This window comes from Mesorhizobium sp. WSM4829 (assembly GCF_055811475.1).
This window is the reverse complement of the sequence record NZ_JBVVQJ010000034.1, coordinates 56,211-73,038: the sequence shown is the minus strand read 5'-3', so window position 1 is coordinate 73,038 and position 16,828 is coordinate 56,211. Positions and strand designations below refer to the sequence as shown.

Here is a 16,828-nt window from a genome sequence, read left to right as displayed (position 1 = left end):
GCCATGGCCGCCCCTCGCCTCAGAGCATGGGCGGTTCTCTCTCCAGAACTTTTTGCAGAACCTTCAGGACACTATCCGCAAAAGTGAATGGGGCGCCGAAGCTGCCAATCTCCCCCCTTGTGGGGGAGATGTCCGGCAGGACAGAGGGGGGCGCGAAGGATCACTACAGATCGGCATTTATCCTGGTCCGCTGCATTCCTCGGCTGAGGTAACGGCGTGGATCCCAGGGTCTGCGCGCGTCGCTTCGCTCCTTGCTTGCCCTGGTATGACGAAGTGGAGGGGTGTTTCGGCCAATCTCCAACGCTTGCGATCTGCCACTGAGATTTGCCACCGACGGGAATTATTGACGTTCGCTGCCGATCGGCTCGACCTGTCAAACTACTGTGTCGAGGAACGAGTACTTTCCACCTGTGCTGGATCCGTCCCGCAGCCGAAGGTCAGCGCAGCAAACCGGTCTGATTTCCGGGGCACCTGCCAGGTTTCCGGTCTACTTTTGCTTGTCGGCTTTGGCATAGGCTTCGCTGAAATAGGCCAGGAATATGTCCAGCATTCCGTTTTCGTGTGCTTCCTCCATGGTCCGCCATTTGGCGACGAAGGCGTCCCAGGCCAGGCCCTTCTTCGATGTGAATGACGTCGGTGGGAGTTTTTTGCTGATCGCCTCAGGCGACAAATCGTCAAGCAGCCGGGAGAGCGCAGCTTGCATGGCCGCATAGGTGGCAAATTCGTGCGTCTTGAGATCGCGGAACGCGTCCTCGACACTGTGCCTGGCATCAAGGTAGCCGGATCTGCGCCGCGCAAACATGATCTCGAGGATGTCGTCGGTTCCCGGGACGAACTTCAGGGGATTGTTGTCGGCAGCGCTGATCATCGTCCGGTGTGTGCTCTTGGCCAGTATTTTCGCAGCCGCACGTGCCTTCAGCAGCAGGGCCAGTTCCTCGACAACCGTCCGAAGCACCGCGCCGATTTCGGCGGCCACTTCATGCGGATCACGCGATTGAAGCAATTCCGGCGCGATGCCGGCTGCGATCGCGATGTCCCGCAGCACCTCGTCTTTCGTCGAAGCGAGAGGCGCGGGCGTCGAAGCGAGAGGCGCGGGCGGCGAAGCCACCGGTGCTCTCTGCCCGGGCCGTTGCTCCACCGGATCGAAGAAAGGCTGGTCTCCGAAATCCTGCGGCCGGCCGGTTGCGACAGGCATTTGTCGCTGCGTCGAACCGTGGCTGCCTCGAGGATCACCTGTCGCGCGCTCGTCATCAATCGACACCAGGACGACATAGCGGCCGATCAGCAATCGGTCGCCTTGACCAAGCCGGTGAGGGCCGGCCATGCGCTGCGTCGAGCCGTTGATGAATGTGCCGTTGCGTGAGATGTCGTGCAGCCAGAACGCGCCTGCCTGGTAACGCACTTCGCAGTGTCGGGCCGAGATGAACTTGTCGGGATCGGGCAAGGTCCAGTCACAGGCCTCGCGGCCGATTTCAAAGCTGCGATCACGAGCGGAGAAGCCGGTCGACATACCGGCGGGCAGGGAGACGACATTGTTGATCTGCAGCCTGATGTACATTCAAAATCGCCGTCGATCCTGTCGGGAAACTCACCCAGGACACCCCATTATACCAGCAATTTCTGAGCGCGGCGGCACAGAAGCGCTCAAGGCGATGATTCCACAGGCGACCAGGCTGCGGTCGCCAAGGGTCCCCTTTGGTCGGTGCAAGACATGTGCTAGGCTCAGGCAGAAACGAGCGGCGGGAGGGGGCACGACCCATGCCGAACGAACGTGCCACGGTTGTGCAGACGCCGGTTGGCGCTGAGCTGTTGACCTTCACGCATCTTGTCGGGCGCGATGAGATCAGTCGTTGTTTGGCCTATACGGTCGGGTTCGTCAGCAACAGCCCCGACGTCGATCCGCTGAAGATGCTGGGCGGTGCGGTTTCGATCGAAGGTGAATCCGATCCCAAACGCTGGTTCAGCGGCCTTGTCTCCGAGTTTCGGCTGACCCGGATCGAGGACCGTCTGGCTTACTACGAAGCCGTCATCAGGCCATGGCTTTGGTTTCTCGGCAATACCACCGATTGCCGTATTTTCCAGAACATGAGCGTCATCGAAATCGTCGAGGAAGTTTTCTCGAAATACAGCACGGCAAAATTCGAGAAGCGCCTGCAAGGATCTTATCCGCCGCGTGAGTACTGCGTCCAGTACGACGAGAGCGATCTCGATTTCGTGCAGCGGCTGCTCGAGCACGAAGGCATCCTGTATTTCTTCGAGCATGACGAAGGCAAGCACACGCTTGTGCTGGCCGATGCCATGAGCAAGCTCAAGCCGGCGCCGGGCTATGAAAAGGTGCCCTATCACTTTGAAGGGCAGGGCTCCCGGCGCGATGTCGAATACATCACCGAATGGATTCCGGGCAGCTCGGTGCGGCCGGGCGCCTATGTCCATACCGACTATGATTTCGAGAAGCCGGGCGCCGACCTGATGGCCAAATCCGCCCAGCCGTTCGGTCACAAGCTGGCCGCGGGCGAGAATTACCGCCAGCCCGGTGCGCATCTCGACGTCGGTCGCGGCGACAGCCTGGCCGCGATACGGCGCGAGGAAATCCAGGCCGTGCACCAGCGCATTGCTGCAGTCGGCACCGTGCGCGGCCTGTATTCGGGCTGCACGTTCAAGCTGGACGGCTTCCCAAGAGAAGACCAGAACCAGGAATATCTGGTGGTCAGCGCCGAATACAGGCTGTTCGATCCGGGCTACAGAGCCCTTGCCGACGTCGAAAGCGAGAACTTCAAGGTGATCCTCGGCGTGGCGCCGACCGCCTTGGCCTATCGCCCGCCGCGGGTCACGACACGGCCGACCATGCGCGGTCCGCAGACGGCGACGGTGGTCGGCCCGTCCGGCGAGGAAATTTTTACTGACAAATATGCCCGGGTGAAGGTGCAGTTCCACTGGGACCGTCTCGGCAAGAAGGACCAGAACAGTTCCTGCTTCGTGCGGGTTTCGCAGAGCTGGGCCGGCAGCGGCTGGGGTTTCATCCAGATACCGCGCATCGGCCAGGAGGTGATCGTCGACTTCATCGAAGGCGACCCGGATCTGCCGATCATCACCGGCCGCGTCTACAACGCCTCGCAGATGCCGCCATACGGACTGCCGGGCAACGCCACGCAATCCGGCTGGAAATCCGACTCCTCGAAAGGCGGCGGCGGTTACAACGAGCTGATGTTCGAGGACAAGGCCGGCTCCGAACTGGTCAATTTCCAGGCGCAGAAGGACCACAACCTTCTGATCAAGAACGACCGCACCAAGCTGGTCCAGCACGACCAGTCCGACCGCATCGACCACGACGCCAAGCACTCCGTCGGCCACAACCTCGACGAGGACGTCGGCAACAACAAGACGGTCAAGGTCGGCGTCGACCAGACCACGGATATCGGCAACAACGACACCGAGACGGTGGGGGTCAATCGCTCGCTAACGGTGGGCTCGAACGAGACGATCGGTATTGGCGCGAACTCCACTGAAACCATCGGCGCCAATCACACGCAGACGGTGGCCCTCGTTCAGACGGTGACCGTTGGCGCTGCCCGTATCGACAGTGTCGGCGCTGCGGAGACGAGGACCGTCGGGGCGACGCGCTCTGTTAGCGTTGGCATCAGCCAGACGCACAGCATAGGCACGAGCGATACCTGGACCATCGGTGCCGGTCAGAACATCAGCATCGGTGCCGGACAGACCGTCGCCATCGCCGCGTCACAGGCGACCGATGTAGGCGCCTCTCGCGTCGCTAACATCAAGTCGAACGACAGCACCGACGTTGGTGGCGGGCATATGCTCAAGATCGCCAAAGGGAGCAAGATCGACGTCGGTGAGTCCGGCGTTATTGACGTTGGTAAGACGATGACGATCAACGCCAAGGATCAGATTACCCTAAAAACCGGTAGCGCCCAAATCGTGATGAAGAAGGACGGCACCATCGTTATCGAAGGCAAGGATATCACCGTAAAGGGCTCCGGAAAGATCAACATCAAGGCGTCGAGCGACGTGATCATCAAGGGCTCGAAGATCAATGAAAATTAGAGGGTGACATGAAAAACGTCATGCATCGCATCGAAGGGGTGGTGATTGGAGCCTTCCTCGGCTTCGGCGAGGAATCGACGCCTCTGGTGGTCTTTCCGGGGAGCCCGGAGGAGACGGCCTTGCCAGCGCGGAGTCTCTGCGAACTCTCGTCGGACATGATCGGTCAGGAGGTGGCGCTGCTCTTCGACGGGGGTAATCCGCACAAGCCGCTGATCGTCGGACGCATCGTCGATCCCGTGCGTCCCGCCGCTGCCGTCCCCCATGTCATGCGCGACGGCAAAAACGTTCGCATCAGCGCCGAGGACAGGCTGGAGCTTCGCTGCGGCAAGGCAACGATCATCATGGACAGCGATGGCCGCATTACCATTCGCGGTGGTCATATCACCAGTCACGCCAGCGGTGCGCAGCGCATTCGTGGCGGCTCCATCAATCTGAACTGATGGCTCCCTGCTGATGGCGTCGGCAGGAGAACAGCTCTTAACGCCGCCGCGCCGCATCGCGGCCGAGGCGGTGCGCCAGCACCTCGAGCAAGCCGCCTTTCTGTGGGCCCAGCTGGATAACTGGGGCCTTGAGGATCCGCCGGACGAGACCGTGATCGGCGAGATCGGCCAACGCGTCGAGATCAATCTGGACGGCCTCCGGATCGCCGGCGCGGCCGCATGGCCGGCAGCCGAACGGCAGCTTGAGGATTTTCCCGACAAGGGCGAGTTTTTCGTCGTCGGCTGGATGGCGATCGAGCAAGGCGACCCCAAGCACATGGACCAGGCCGTGGCGGCGGCAAGAGAGGCCGACGAGCGGCGTGGTCTTGTCGGCGCCCTGGCCTGGCACCAGCCGCCGAAGATCAGCCACCTCGTGCGCGAATGGCTGGTCGCGCCAGATGCGTTCAAGCGCTATCTGGCGGTCGGCGCCTGCCTTGAGCACTGCGTCGACCCCAGGCAATTGCTCGCGCGTCTGGTCAAAGACGCCGACGCGCCGGCGCGCGCCTTCGCCTTGCGTCTGGCCGGCCGACTGAAGCGAGCGGACCTCGCGCGCGAGATGGCGGCAGAGCTGGAGTCGGACGACGAGATCGTGCGGCTATGGGCCGGATGGGCGCTGACACAACTTGGCTCCGGCGACTTGGCGCGGGTCGAGTTGCGCAAAGCCGCTGTCGCCGGCGGACCCGACGCGCTGATTGCCTTGCGGGCCGCGATCACGGCCGGCCCGGAGAAAGACGTGCGTGCCTGGATGGGTGGGCTGATGAAGTCCGTCGCCACCGCGCCGCTCGCGGTGCGCGGTATCGGCATGCTGGGCGACCGCTCGATTCTGCCCTGGCTGATCGAGCGGATGAAGGAGCCCTACGTCGCCGTCGCCGCATGCGCGGCCTTTCTGGAGCTTTTCCCGGAAGCGCGGGAGGAGACGAAGATGTTTACGGTCGATCCGACGGATTTGGGACCGGCGTTTGCAGAGTTTTTCGATGATGAGGTGGTGGGCGTCGCTGTCCCGGATCGGGTGGAATCCTGGCGGGCTCAAAACCGCGTGGCGTGATCCTAGGGTAGAATCGGATGGCTAAAGAAGTAGCGCTGCCCTGGTTGATACTTTCCTCGTGGATTTCCGTCGAAGAACTCCTCAAGAATGGCGATGACAGCTAGACGGTCTGGACGCCCCAATTCATTAAAGAACGAAGAACAATTCACGCCCGTATTCGCTTCGAATATCAGCCTGCCACGATAAAATCGTTCGCTCTGCAAATTTCCGTTCTCCGCCTGCGCCAATATCCGCGTTGCGAGTCTTACGACATCGAACGTCTCGCTTTCGAATACTTTTGTCCCTTGAACCGAACGGGAGAGCGCGTCTCGCAGGGGCGCAGCAAGATTCACGATACGCTGATGCTCGATTTCGCCGCCGCCGCCGCCGAAGATCTCCTTGGTTGCGGCTTCCAGCAAATAGGAAAGCTCACGCAGCGTCTGATCCCCATCCTCCTCGGGGTCTGTGCAGCGCCCGTATATCTTTAGCAGCTGGTCGACCGCGCGCAGGTCGCAGGACAGCCCGAGCAACAGCGACATATTGTACCGAACCCACGGTGTGTCGATGCGTTCCTGAAAGACATTCAGCGCTTTCTGCACGTCTTCCCATCTGCCAGCAGACGCGATGATGTTGACGCCCGCCGACCAGATCAAGCTTTCAGTATTGCGCATGAGAATTGGAGCGACGTGGTGCGTCTTGGAGAAATCACCCTGTCGGCAGAGCAGATTTATGGCATAAATCTGCTGCCAGTCGGAACCCTGTACGATCGGCTTGACGTCAGTCAGTTCATTGGTTTCTTCAATGAAGAATCCGAGAGCCAGCGGCCGGAACGGCTGATCGGAAGCGAAACTCTCTTGTGTCAAACGCCAATCCTCGCTCTCAGACCAGACTGTTGGTTCCGACCTCAAGATCGCTCTGCAGATCTTCGATTGTCTGGCACTCGGGACCACCCATCATATTTTCCGGGACCACATTGTTCGGGTCGTTGCATCCGCCAGCCTGTTTCGGTGTCATATGATTCCGCGACGTGCCGCTCACCGCCGGAGTTCCGGTTCTCGCTGACCAAACTGCATCGATGCGCGTCTTCTTTGTATGTCCAAAATCCTTTGCGCATAGCCCCGATGTCGTCAGAACATCGCCAGGATTGTCAGGGTCTGGATGTCGTTTACCTGGCGGTATCTCGAAATGGATGGCGCAACCACTCGTCTCACTAGGATGGACGTTGTTGCAGCCAGCCCCTCCGGCGCGACTGTTCGCTCGTGCCGCGCTTTTCGCCATCACGAAATCCTTGAATTTCTCCTCCATTCTGGTCTTGTTTGCGCCTGGCGGCAGCCGATCGACGCGTGATTGCCAGAATTCCGTTGATGTGACTGCCTTGTAAGGCTTCTTGGGCGTTTCAGTGCTGTCCGGATCGCGCTGCCACTCATGCAACGCATCGCCGCAGCAAGGGCACACACCGACGTCAATGGCATATTGCGAATCGGCGAGGTTCAGCATTTCCAACGAAACAAGCGGTGCGGTCGTGGTCGCCGCCGAAGCATGATTGCTGGTCGTGATATCAAAATGCCGGCAGACGTTCTTGCCTTCGAACTTCACATCCATGCACCAAGCCTGGAAGTAGGTCTTGCCGGTGATCTGATGCGTCACGACATTGGCGCCAAACGTGCGCGTCGCCGCCTCGTCGCCGAGCACCGGCTCCTTGTAGTAGGACTTCTGCGCCAGCGCCGCACCCTTGCCGCCGATCTTTACGGTGCTCGACGCGGACTTCAGATTGTTCGAGAACGACGTGTCCGGATAGGGAATCGGTATCGGCCCCGCCGGCGGCGAGGGCGGCGACAGGCACACATCCGGAAACCGCGCGATCGACTTGTTCATGCCGTTCTCGGCGGCGATCTCCCATTTTCCGGCAAAGACGTTCCTGGTCATCTCGCCATCCTATGCCGAGACGATCGCCGCGGCCCGGCCGCCGAAAGCCATCGAGCTGCCATGCAGCGCGGCCAGATCGCCCGGCGCATAGCCACGGCTGAAAGCTTGTTCCGCCCAGGCGAATTGGATCAGCCCCGCCGCCGCGCCGGTGTCGCCGATGCAGTCCGCCGGGTGCCACACCGGCTGTTCCGGTCGTGACTCGCGCATGTTGCGTATCTGGGCGATGACGAGTTCCTCGAAGGCGTAGGATTCACCCGCCACGTCGCTGAAGCGGAAGGCCACTTCGTGCATTTCGGTGCGCGCTTCGGCGAGCGCCGTCTTCAAGGCGCCGGCCAGTCCGTTGGCGCGGAAAGGCTCCTCGCTGATCGCGGTCGCGGTTTCCGCGCCGAGCCCCAGACCGCGGACCGTGACACAGTGCGGCGTCATCGGGCGCTTGCTCACGACCGCCAGGCATGCGGCCTCGCCGGGGATCACCCCGTCCGTTGTGTCGCTCGTCTTCAGCCGCATATGGCGGTCGAGCCAGGCCAGCGTGCGCGCGTCGATCAGGCTGTCGATCGCCAGAATGAGGCAGGCCGGTGCGCCTTCGCCCAGCATCTTGCGCGCCTGCATCAGCGCCGCGAAGGCGCCGGTCTGGCCGACCGCGATATGCGCCGTGCGCCGCTCGGTCACCGCCGAGCCATCCGGAAAACGCAGCTCGGAGAACATTCCGTTCAGCCGCGCGCCCGGCGTTTCCTTTTCGCGGGTGCACAGGATCAGAGGCATCTGCGCCCAGGGCAACGCCGCGCCGATATCGGGCTCGATGTGTTCCAGCACCAGACGCGCAAGCATGCGCAGCCGCTCGCGCCCGCGCTTGGACGGCGCGACGGCGTCGACGCGGGCGCCCCGGATCGGCATCGCCACGCGGTCGCGATAGTCGAGTTCCTCGAAGGCCGCGATGCCGGCCCGCAGCGCCGCGCAGGTCGCGGCGGCGCTGTAGCCGACCGGCGAAACGAGGCTAACGCAGCTGATGACCGTCATCGGCGGCCTCGTAGCCTGGCGAGCGCGGCGACAGCCTCGCCAAGGCCGGCATAGTGCGGCTTGACCGCGGGCTCTTCGCGCGGCGGTCCCACCTGCACCTGCTGCAGCCTCACGAATTTGCGTGGCAGCTTCACTGCCGCGCGCCCGACCAGCACGATCTTGCCTTCGTGCGGGATCAGATTGAGCGTGTCCGGCTGCACGACCTTGTGCTCCGTGTGATCGTCGTACATGAATCTCACGGGCGTACCAAACGTCGGCACCCTGACCTTGAACCGGCCCGACGCGTTCATATTCATGCACCCGAAGATCGTTCCCTCGCTGAGCTTCTCGACCCATTGGTCCTGCGGCGCGGTCTGAAAATACCGGTCGTCGAAATCCTGCGGCAGGAAGGGCAGCACGTTCTCCATCCAGTGCTTGTCGTACGTCCCGGCGTACCGAGCGCGCTCCTTGGCGGAACGCGGCACCGGGCCGAACCCGATTGGCTTGGCGCGATCGTTCCATATCCGCAGCCGCGATTGCGGGTCCTCGACCGAAGACAGCAGCGTACCGTCGATGTTGCCCTGGCCGACCAGGAAACCGCTGCCGATCGGATTGATTGCGTCGCTGCGGTGCTTGGCCGGATCCGGATCGGTTCGGTCCCAGCCGCCGAACGTCAGATGCCAGGCCAGCGGCATCGACATAAACGGCATCGGACTTGACGACTGGATGCCAAGTCCGCCTCGAAACCATCGGCGCTGCCCGGTGACGATCGCCCGCTTCTGCAGGTTTGGCCCGAACAGGCCGACTTCAACGGTTTCCGCCGGACGTCCGCCGGGCGCAACCGCCAACGCATCGAGCACCACCTCGCAATGCGGCTTCACCGGCACGAAGTCAGTCTCGACGCGGATCGATGTGGTCTCGGGATCGCCGTAATGTGTGTCGGCGAAGACGAATGGCAGTTGTTCCTTTGCCGGCGTGCAGTTGCCATCTTCGTCGACGTCAAATGTCGCGCGAACGACCGCCACGCACCACTTCACGGCATGCTTGTCCGCGTAGGGAAAAGTCTCCGCGAGAAAGGGCGTGGTGTTCTGGCTGACGAACATCAGACTTGCCCCTGCATCAGCTGGTCTCCCAACTGGCGGCGAAGATTTGCTCCACTGTCGTTTTCGGCGACAGCGGGTCGATGTCGAAAATGTCGGAGTAGGCGGTCCACATAACCATGTCGCTGATAACCTCTTCGCCCGACTCGACCAACGGCACCGGCAGCACGCTTAAAGCGCCATCCAGTTCGTCAGGCGTCAACTCGCCGCGCTGGGCGGCAAAGGCAGCCTCTTCAATCCCGGCAAACCACGCATCGGCGCGAGCCAGTTGAATGGAAGCGTCAGGAAGCTGCGCGACCACGCTCAAGGGGAACTGCCGGCCGACCCTGTCGGCGCTCTGCAGAATAATGCCTGCCGATGCGCCGAAAGAAGCCGGGCCGGCCAGGAAGCGCAGCGCGGTGCTGCGCGGCCAGGTTTCCGAGCCGATCAGCGGCACGATGTGCTGCGCCAGCCAGCGATCCCAGATGCGCACAAAATCCCCCGGCAGCCGCCGCGTGACGAAATCGCCGGTGGCGGGCATTTTGCCGTAAAAGCCGGGCAGGATCATATCTGCGGCGGACATGAGAATTTCTTGAACATCTGCAGATTGTAGGGGTTTTCGACGCTGGCCGCCTTGAGCTCGAAATCGGCGTACATGCCTTGCGTGCCCAGTCGCAGGCTGTAGACGTCGGACAGCGAGGTGCCGGTGAAGCGGCCGCTGCGCAGCAGCCTCAGCCACGCCCAGCTGCCGGTTTCGTTCAACATGACTTCGGGCGAGCCGTCGATCGGCTGGAAGGCGAGCGAGATAACGCCGGTGCCGTCCTTGCCGGGCCAGGTCATCGGTTGCGGCCGCGTCGCGTTGTTGTAGTAGACGAGGTTCTGGCCATCGAGATTGAGCGTCACCCGCGTGACATTGGGCGACAGGTCCTTCGGTTGCAGCGTAAAACTCATCACCGGGCCGGTACCGCCTGGAAACAGATCGTCGCGGATCCGCCTGGCCTGTTCGAACGCCGCCAGGGCCGCCGCGTCGAGGCCGAAATCGGCGCGCCATTTCCATGGCTGGCTGGCGGTGTCGACATAGCTGATCAAATGGTCGTTGATGAAGGTGTCGATCATCCCGGCCGGCCCGAACAGGCGGGCGAAATCGCGGACATTGACGTCAACCGCGCTTTCGGGGCTGAACGGATAGCGGTCGTTTAGCGCCGCCTGGCAGAACGGCAAGATGTCGGCGCGCCAGATGGCGTTGAGTTCCGAGGTGACCGCCTTCTGTGTCAGGCCGCTGGTGTCGCCGGCAATGCCGCCGAGCCAGTCGTCGACCGGATCGGGCAGGATCTGCGCTTGCCTGGCGACCGCTCCCGTCAGTTCGGCCAGCCCACCCTGCTTCTTGATCGCGTCCTGGGGGTCGGGATTGGCCGTGACCGTCTGCAGCACGTTCGAAAGTGCGGTCAGCGCCACCACCGCGGCATCGAGTGCCGGCGGCTGGCCGTCGACCTCGGCGATCGCGCCCTTGAGCGGCTTGAAATGTTCGGCAACCAGAGTGCCGGTAAGATCGACCTCGTTGGCGGAGCCTGCGCGCGGCAGCAGTTTTGCGCCTGTCTTTACGATCTTTCCCAGCTTCCCCAGCTTGCCGAGCAGTTTCGAGGTGCCCTTGGCTGCCGCCTTGTTGTCGGCCGGCGCTGCTTCATCGGATCGGGTCAGCTCGGTCTCCTGGACGACCGCCGTAAGCAGGCGCTTCAGCGCCGAGTCGGCACTCGAAAGGTCCTTGAGGTTCTCGCTGGCGACATTCAGGTCAGCCAATGGCGCGAGCCTGATATCGCGCAGGATGCTGTCCCATTGCGCGATGTAGTCTTCGTAATAGAGTTTCAGGATATCCTCCGACAGCGCCGAGACCGAGGTTTCGGAATTTTCCGAACAGCCTCCGGCAAACACCGCCCGATCGAGTGCGGCCTGGGCGGCGACATCCTCGACCCGGTCGAGAATGGCATCGTGGAAGCCGGAATAGGTGAACGCGCCCGAAATGCCGACGCGCAGCGTCTTGTCGGAACGCCGTGCAAAAACCTTGGCGCCGTTGGGGCCGGCGAAATTCGCCGGGATCCATTCCTTTAGGCCGGCCACCGCCGGATCGGCCAGCAACTGCCTGTAGGCACGCGCCGGCAGCGAAATCGTGCAAACCGTTTTCAGCGCCTCGGCAACCAGCGCCTGATCCGCTGATATGTAGCTGTCGTCGACCGCCATGCGACGGATCGCGGCAAGCTGGTGCTCTTCCGCATCGGCGGTCGGAAAGGGCGCCGCCGGTGCGAATTCCGGCAGGTCGTTGACCCACCAGCTCTGGACGTAATCGGCGTCCATCTGCGACAGGCCGGTCATCATCCGATAGGTCTTCAGCGCCCCCAGCATGAAATCCGGATCGCGGATCTGCCGCCACATCGTCGCCTCGAGCAGGGCGACCATGTGCGGCTCCAGCACGTTGCGCAAAGCGTGCTCGTAAGTGTCGGCCTGCGCCCGCAGCAGCTCCGCCGACGCCGATGGTCCCAGCAGGTCCTGGGCACTGCTCGGCGGTGCGGTACGGGCATTTGCGACCTCGGCCATCGCATTGAGTGCGCTGTCGATGGCGGGCTGCTCCACCGATGCCGGGCTCGCGGCTGCCGCGGTCAGCGGCGCCTGCAGCGCTTCGAACTGGCCCGCCTGTGCTGCGATTGCATTGCGGTTGTCATAGTAGGACCAGGTGAACATCGCACCGGCCAGCAGGGCGGCGGCGGCACAGGCGGCCGCGGCGCCACGCCAGATCCAGGCGCGGCGGCGCTGCGCCAGCGGATCGAATGTTCCCAGGCCGGCTTCCCTGAAAATGACCTCGGTCAGCAGGTTCTTCAGGAAAAAGCTGCGTTTTTCAACACGCGGCGCCAGCATCGCGCGCCGCGGCGGAAGACCGAAGGATGACGACAGCGCCGCGGTCAGCCGGTCGATGGGCGCGCCTTCCTGGGTCGCCGACGTCAGATAGAGGCCGCGCAGCCAGGCGGCTTCCTCGTAGCGGCTTTCGCCGAACATCGCCTCGACCAGCACCTGGATCGGCTCGGACAGGCTTGTGAGCTGGGCGGGAAACCTGAAAATCTCGGCGCGGGCGGCGAGTTTGTCCTCGTCCTCCAGGCGCGGCACCAGCCGCCGCTCGAGTTGCGTCGCAAGGGTGGCGATTTCCCGTTCTATGGTCTTTGCGTCGACACGCGCATCCAGCGCGAAGGTCGTGCCCCACACCTGCTCGCGCGAGGCCGTCGACAGGCCGCCGAAGAAAGCCTCGAAACCCTTGATCAGATCGGCCTTGGTCAGCATCAGATAGACTGGAAGGCGGATTTCGAGCCGGTCGTTGAGCTCTGCCAGGCGCCGACGGATCTTGCGGCCATGCGCCTTGATGGCTTCGTCGCCCTCTGAAAGCACGTCGATCGACAGCGCGACGATCACGCCGTTGAGCGCCCGGCGGCCGCGATGCTTTTTCAGGAGGTCGAGGAAGCCCAGCCATTCCGCCGCATCGACGTCCGGCTGGCTCTCCTGCTGCACGTAGCGGCCCGCGGTGTCGATCAGAACTGCATTCTCGGAGAAAAACCAGTCGCAGTTGCGGGTTCCGCCAACCCCCTGCAGGTCGTCGGTGAGGTCGATCGGAAAGTTCAGGCCGGACTGGCGCAAGGCCGTGGTCTTGCCGGTGGCCGGCGGCCCGACGATCACGTACCAGGGCATCTCGCGAAGGAACTTGCGTCCGCCGAGTTTGCGGCGCTTCAATTCGACCATCACCTCGGCGAATTTGGCGCCGACGGCGGCGACGTTCTCTTCGCCGGGGCTCAGCGGTTTTTCCACCACGGGCGCAGCGATTTCGGCGACGAACATGCGGTTGGCCCGGATCGCCCGGCGCTGCGCGACGATCAGCCAGATCAGCCAAAAAATGACCAGCAGCGCGATGATGACGATACGGACATTTTCCGAGGCGAAGGGTTCGTATGCACCGACCCTGACGATCGGGCCGAACACCCAGATAACCAGGGAAAGCAGCGCGATGCCGATCAGCGTCCACAGCCAGCGCGATGTCAGAACCGCCCAGAGGAAGCGCAGGATGAACATCTTACAGCCTCTTTTCGACCAGCACCTCGACGCGGCGGTTCAAGGCCCGTCCCGCGCGGGTGCTGTCGTTGGCCACTGGATCGGTAGCTGCACGTCCTTCGAAGCGAATGCGGTCCTGCGGCACACCGTTCTGGACCAGCATCTCGGTAATGGTTGCTGCGCGTGCTTCCGACAGCCGCTGGTTGGTGGAAAGCGGGTTGGACCGTTGCAAGGGAATACTGTCGGTATGGCCGACCACGGTGATGTTTCCGATCAGTTCCTGATTGGCGAGGATCACTTTGGCGATTGAACCGATCAGCGGTTCGAAGCCTTCCGTCAGTGTCGGCCGCGACGACTGGAACAGTTCGGGGTTGGAGGCCTGTATGATCAGCCTGGCCAGCGAAACGCTCTCGGTGCCGCTTAGCGCAGCTCTGAGATTGGCCGGCGCTCCGGCCTGGAACTCCGGGACCAGCGCGAAATCCACTGCCTCCGGCGGCGGCGCGTCGACCTGTGGCGATGTCCGGCTGATTTCGCCGCGGGCTGGCGGCGGCAAAGCACGAACCAGCGTCGAAAGCTCGACCGCCTGACTGCTCAGTCCCATCGACAGCCCGAGATAGATTGCAGTGGCGAGAACCGCCGCGCCGAGCCCCATCACCCAGATCGGCACGATGAACCGCTGCGGCTCGTCGGATGCGTTCACGCCTTTCCAGTTCGGCGACAGCGGCGCGCCGTCGGCATCGGCATCGCGCAGAAAGCGCGCCGCAGCAACGCGAACGGCATTGAGCGAGCGGTCGCCCGACCGGCCTGGCACACGATATTTGCCGCGGAAGCCGAGCGCCAGGCAATGATATTGCAGTTCGAGCAATTCGCGATCCCGGTTCGGATGCCGCTCCAGTTCGTCGAGACGCGTGAAGAACTGCGTGCCGGCATCGACATCGCCTCGCAGCATCACCACAAGCGGCTGGCGCGGCCATGCGCTGGCGCCGCCCCATGGCGTGTTCAGGGCCAAATCATCGAGCAATGCCGCCACCACCCAGGCTGCCTGGTCGGCGCGCTCCAGGGAGGACCCCGCCGCCATTGCCGCGTCACGCGCCCGAACCAACTCATCGAGCAACCGGGTGCGCAACGCTTCCGGATTTTCCGGCGGCAGCGCGCTTTCCAGCTCGGGCGCGAACTCGAGCAGCGGCGCGAATGCGTTGACCAGCGTGTTCGGATGGGTGCGCGACCGTTTGATTGGCACGCCCGACAACAGTGGCGTCATCGGTCGCGGCATCGGCGCGCCGGTCAGTCGTATGCGCGTGCGTTCGCGATCCTCCGACAGTCCGAAAGGATCATCCCGGCTCATCATCTCACCTGTTTACCGAATAGCAGTCGACCTGCGGCTCGCTCGGCAGCACGCCCGACACGCCGATGACGAAGCCGGGGGCATCGAGCAGCGAGGCCCAGTGCTCGCTTTTCTGGTCCAGCTCAAGGCACAGCCGATCGCCATCGTAGGGGATTTCGCGCGGCTGGGAATGCAGCGGTTTCAGCGGAATGCCGGGTAGACGGGATTTCCACAGGCCCTCGAACTGATCGGCCGAACCGACGGTCGCCTGGTTGACGAAAATCTTGCGCAACGCGTCTTCCGACAACTCGGAGCCGACCCGGATGACGATCCGGCTGGCCACCAGCAGTTTTGGGTTGTCGATGCGGATTTTCCAGACATTGGTCGAATGCCGCATGACCGGCAGTGCGCGTGATTTAGGCTCGATGTAGCGCAGGCTCAGGATGAGCGAGCGCAAGGCGTCCGCCAGCGCCGAATAGGCGGGGCCGGGCGCCATGTGATCGTAGGCGGGCAACTCGCTCAGCCGTCGCGCGCTCGAGCCATAGGTCGCCATTGAACCGGCAAGACCGGCAAGCTCCAGGTAAAGCTCGGCCGGATGGAAGACATCCTGAGCCAGCATGTGCGCCAGCCGCGGACGCGCCGCATTGGCGAGATTGAGCATCAGCAGGTCTTCGACGCTGCGCCCTGGTCCGCCCATGACCATCTTGCCATGCGCCTCGGCGATCTGGTCGAGGCCGGTGACAACTTCCAGAAGCAGCTGCCGATACCAGGCCACCGCTCCGGTGACCAGTGTCGGCGGCAGGAACGTCTCGTCCAGCGAGACGCCGCCGTCGGCTCGAACCCCTTTGATATCGGCTATCGGCAGGGCGGTGTAGCCGCCAACCGATTTTCCCGGTGCAATCAGCAGCGCCTGCGGGCGGGCGATTTCGATTTCTTCAGGATCCGAACCGCCCTGGACGGCGTCGCGCACCGAAACGATCCGCCCATGATAGCGTGCCCCTGTCGATGCGGCGTGCGCCGGATCGAAGCCGACACCGCCGGCAGGCTCGAGCGGCAGGGCGACCAGCACTGGTCCGGCGCCGGTATCGGCGGTGACCGGCAGCGGTCGTGGCGCGTCCATCAGGTCCGGGATGGAGAAGGGGGTTCCATCCGGAAAGATGCCGCGTGCCGACAGGATCGAGACCTGGCCGGCATCGAGCATCGCCTGGTCCAGCGTCAGCTGCTGAAAGCCGAACGTATGCAGCTGCCCGGCCTGCAACGCGCCGCGCACGGTCGCCTCGAAAAAGCGATCCTGCTGCTGAAAATGCTGGGTCCGGAGAAACAGGCCTTCGGACCACAGCACCCTGTTTGCATCGCTCATGCCGCTACTTCCTGCATCGAGCACCCCTTGCCCTGGCCGCTAGGCGGAAATGCCGCCGCTGCCAAGCGTGACGTTGACGGTAACTGTTGATCCCGACGACACCGACTTGGTTGTACGCCAGGTCCGGCCGCCGGGCTCGCGAACGAGGGCCACGAAGCCCAGCGCAGCCGCGTCCGGCTCGACCGTGATGGTTTTGGATGCGGTCTTTCCAGGCCCGACGGAGATCTGGTCGGATCCGATGAGATCGCCTGCGAGTGCGGAGCCGGCATCTCCCTGCAGTGCGAAATAATCGGCCGAATTGAATTTACCGGTGCTGCGCAGCCGCATCACCAGGACTGTCACCGGCCGGTCGCCGCCGCCTGGTCCCGGGTTCATGCCGGCCGCGCCGGTCAGGTTGACGGTCACCGCGGATGGTTTCGGCGGACCGCTCTGGCAAGCAGCAAGCAGCCCGGTTGCGCCCAGGGCAACGATAAGTTCGCGGCGATCGATCATGTT

The 16,828-nt window shown here is 63.1% G+C and carries 13 protein-coding genes; 3 read left to right on the top strand and 10 right to left on the bottom strand.

The features are described 5' to 3' along the window. Positions 1 to 487 precede the first annotated feature (487 nt). The gene (gene tagH, locus AC0L17_RS26550) at positions 488 to 1,558 is read right to left on the bottom strand and encodes a type VI secretion system-associated FHA domain protein TagH (RefSeq protein WP_473517983.1); all 1,071 of its coding nucleotides are present in this window, start codon (positions 1,556 to 1,558) and stop codon (positions 488 to 490) included. A 200-nt stretch (positions 1,559 to 1,758) separates the two neighbouring features. Here tagH and AC0L17_RS26545 point away from each other — a divergent pair, with 200 nt between their 5' ends. The 3 genes from AC0L17_RS26545 to AC0L17_RS26535 are packed head-to-tail and all read left to right on the top strand — an operon-like array spanning position 1,759 to position 5,586. Further along, entirely contained in the window at positions 1,759 to 4,062 is a 2,304-nt protein-coding gene (locus AC0L17_RS26545) for a type VI secretion system Vgr family protein (protein ID WP_473517982.1), read from the top strand. An 8-nt stretch (positions 4,063 to 4,070) separates the two neighbouring features. Next, complete coding sequence (locus tag AC0L17_RS26540; protein ID WP_473517981.1) at positions 4,071 to 4,502, top strand: DUF6484 domain-containing protein; 432 nt, start codon at positions 4,071 to 4,073, stop codon at positions 4,500 to 4,502. A 13-nt stretch (positions 4,503 to 4,515) separates the two neighbouring features. Beyond that, on the top strand, positions 4,516 to 5,586 hold the full coding sequence (locus AC0L17_RS26535; protein ID WP_473517980.1) for a hypothetical protein: 1,071 nt from the start codon (positions 4,516 to 4,518) through the stop codon (positions 5,584 to 5,586). 2 nt (positions 5,587 to 5,588) lie between these two features. Here the strand turns inward: AC0L17_RS26535 and AC0L17_RS26530 are convergent, their stop codons facing one another. Genes AC0L17_RS26530 through tssJ form a run of 9 tightly spaced genes read right to left on the bottom strand, consistent with a single transcriptional unit; the run spans position 5,589 to position 16,825 of the window. Beyond that, complete coding sequence (locus tag AC0L17_RS26530; RefSeq protein WP_473517979.1) at positions 5,589 to 6,428, bottom strand: hypothetical protein; 840 nt, start codon at positions 6,426 to 6,428, stop codon at positions 5,589 to 5,591. A gap of 16 nt (positions 6,429 to 6,444) precedes the next feature. Further along, complete coding sequence (locus AC0L17_RS26525; protein ID WP_473517978.1) at positions 6,445 to 7,440, bottom strand: PAAR-like domain-containing protein; 996 nt, start codon at positions 7,438 to 7,440, stop codon at positions 6,445 to 6,447. A 60-nt stretch (positions 7,441 to 7,500) separates the two neighbouring features. Continuing rightward, positions 7,501 to 8,508 carry a hypothetical protein gene (locus tag AC0L17_RS26520; RefSeq protein WP_473517977.1) on the bottom strand — a complete coding sequence of 336 codons (1,008 nt, stop codon included), beginning with the start codon at positions 8,506 to 8,508 and terminating at the stop codon, positions 7,501 to 7,503. Continuing rightward, positions 8,505 to 9,590, bottom strand: coding sequence for a DUF2169 family type VI secretion system accessory protein (locus tag AC0L17_RS26515; RefSeq protein WP_473517976.1), 1,086 nt, complete (start codon positions 9,588 to 9,590; stop codon positions 8,505 to 8,507). Before AC0L17_RS26515 ends, AC0L17_RS26520 begins: the two co-directional genes overlap by 4 nt. A gap of 16 nt (positions 9,591 to 9,606) precedes the next feature. Further along, complete coding sequence (gene tagF / locus AC0L17_RS26510) at positions 9,607 to 10,134, bottom strand: type VI secretion system-associated protein TagF (protein ID WP_473517975.1); 528 nt, start codon at positions 10,132 to 10,134, stop codon at positions 9,607 to 9,609. Beyond that, the gene (gene tssM / locus AC0L17_RS26505; RefSeq protein ID WP_473517974.1) at positions 10,131 to 13,670 is read right to left on the bottom strand and encodes a type VI secretion system membrane subunit TssM; all 3,540 of its coding nucleotides are present in this window, start codon (positions 13,668 to 13,670) and stop codon (positions 10,131 to 10,133) included. Before tssM ends, tagF begins: the two co-directional genes overlap by 4 nt. Position 13,671: 1 nt before the next feature. Next, positions 13,672 to 14,994, bottom strand: a complete 1,323-nt coding sequence (gene icmH, locus AC0L17_RS26500; protein ID WP_473517973.1) for a type IVB secretion system protein IcmH/DotU — start codon at positions 14,992 to 14,994, stop codon at positions 13,672 to 13,674. A gap of 4 nt (positions 14,995 to 14,998) precedes the next feature. Then, positions 14,999 to 16,333: a type VI secretion system baseplate subunit TssK gene (tssK, locus tag AC0L17_RS26495; RefSeq protein ID WP_023801305.1), complete on the bottom strand. Its 1,335-nt coding sequence runs from the start codon at positions 16,331 to 16,333 to the stop codon at positions 14,999 to 15,001. Positions 16,334 to 16,372: 39 nt separating this feature from the next. Beyond that, complete coding sequence (gene tssJ, locus AC0L17_RS26490; protein ID WP_091590252.1) at positions 16,373 to 16,825, bottom strand: type VI secretion system lipoprotein TssJ; 453 nt, start codon at positions 16,823 to 16,825, stop codon at positions 16,373 to 16,375. Positions 16,826 to 16,828 lie beyond the last annotated feature (3 nt).

Excerpts from the sequence above, each read along its gene's own strand:
- tagH (WP_473517983.1), bottom strand. The coding sequence starts at position 1,558 with ATGTACATCAGGCTGCAGATCAACAATGTCGTCTCCCTGCCCGCCGGT.
- AC0L17_RS26545 (WP_473517982.1), top strand. The coding sequence starts at position 1,759 with ATGCCGAACGAACGTGCCACGGTTGTGCAGACGCCGGTTGGCGCTGAG.
- AC0L17_RS26540 (WP_473517981.1), top strand. The coding sequence starts at position 4,071 with ATGAAAAACGTCATGCATCGCATCGAAGGGGTGGTGATTGGAGCCTTC.
- AC0L17_RS26535 (WP_473517980.1), top strand. The coding sequence starts at position 4,516 with ATGGCGTCGGCAGGAGAACAGCTCTTAACGCCGCCGCGCCGCATCGCG.
- AC0L17_RS26525 (WP_473517978.1), bottom strand. The coding sequence starts at position 7,440 with ATGAACAAGTCGATCGCGCGGTTTCCGGATGTGTGCCTGTCGCCGCCC.
- AC0L17_RS26520 (WP_473517977.1), bottom strand. The coding sequence starts at position 8,508 with ATGACGGTCATCAGCTGCGTTAGCCTCGTTTCGCCGGTCGGCTACAGC.
- AC0L17_RS26515 (WP_473517976.1), bottom strand. The coding sequence starts at position 9,590 with ATGTTCGTCAGCCAGAACACCACGCCCTTTCTCGCGGAGACTTTTCCC.
- tagF (WP_473517975.1), bottom strand. The coding sequence starts at position 10,134 with ATGATCCTGCCCGGCTTTTACGGCAAAATGCCCGCCACCGGCGATTTC.
- tssM (WP_473517974.1), bottom strand. The coding sequence starts at position 13,670 with ATGTTCATCCTGCGCTTCCTCTGGGCGGTTCTGACATCGCGCTGGCTG.
- icmH (WP_473517973.1), bottom strand. The coding sequence starts at position 14,994 with ATGAGCCGGGATGATCCTTTCGGACTGTCGGAGGATCGCGAACGCACG.
- tssK (WP_023801305.1), bottom strand. The coding sequence starts at position 16,333 with ATGAGCGATGCAAACAGGGTGCTGTGGTCCGAAGGCCTGTTTCTCCGG.
- tssJ (WP_091590252.1), bottom strand. The coding sequence starts at position 16,825 with ATGATCGATCGCCGCGAACTTATCGTTGCCCTGGGCGCAACCGGGCTG.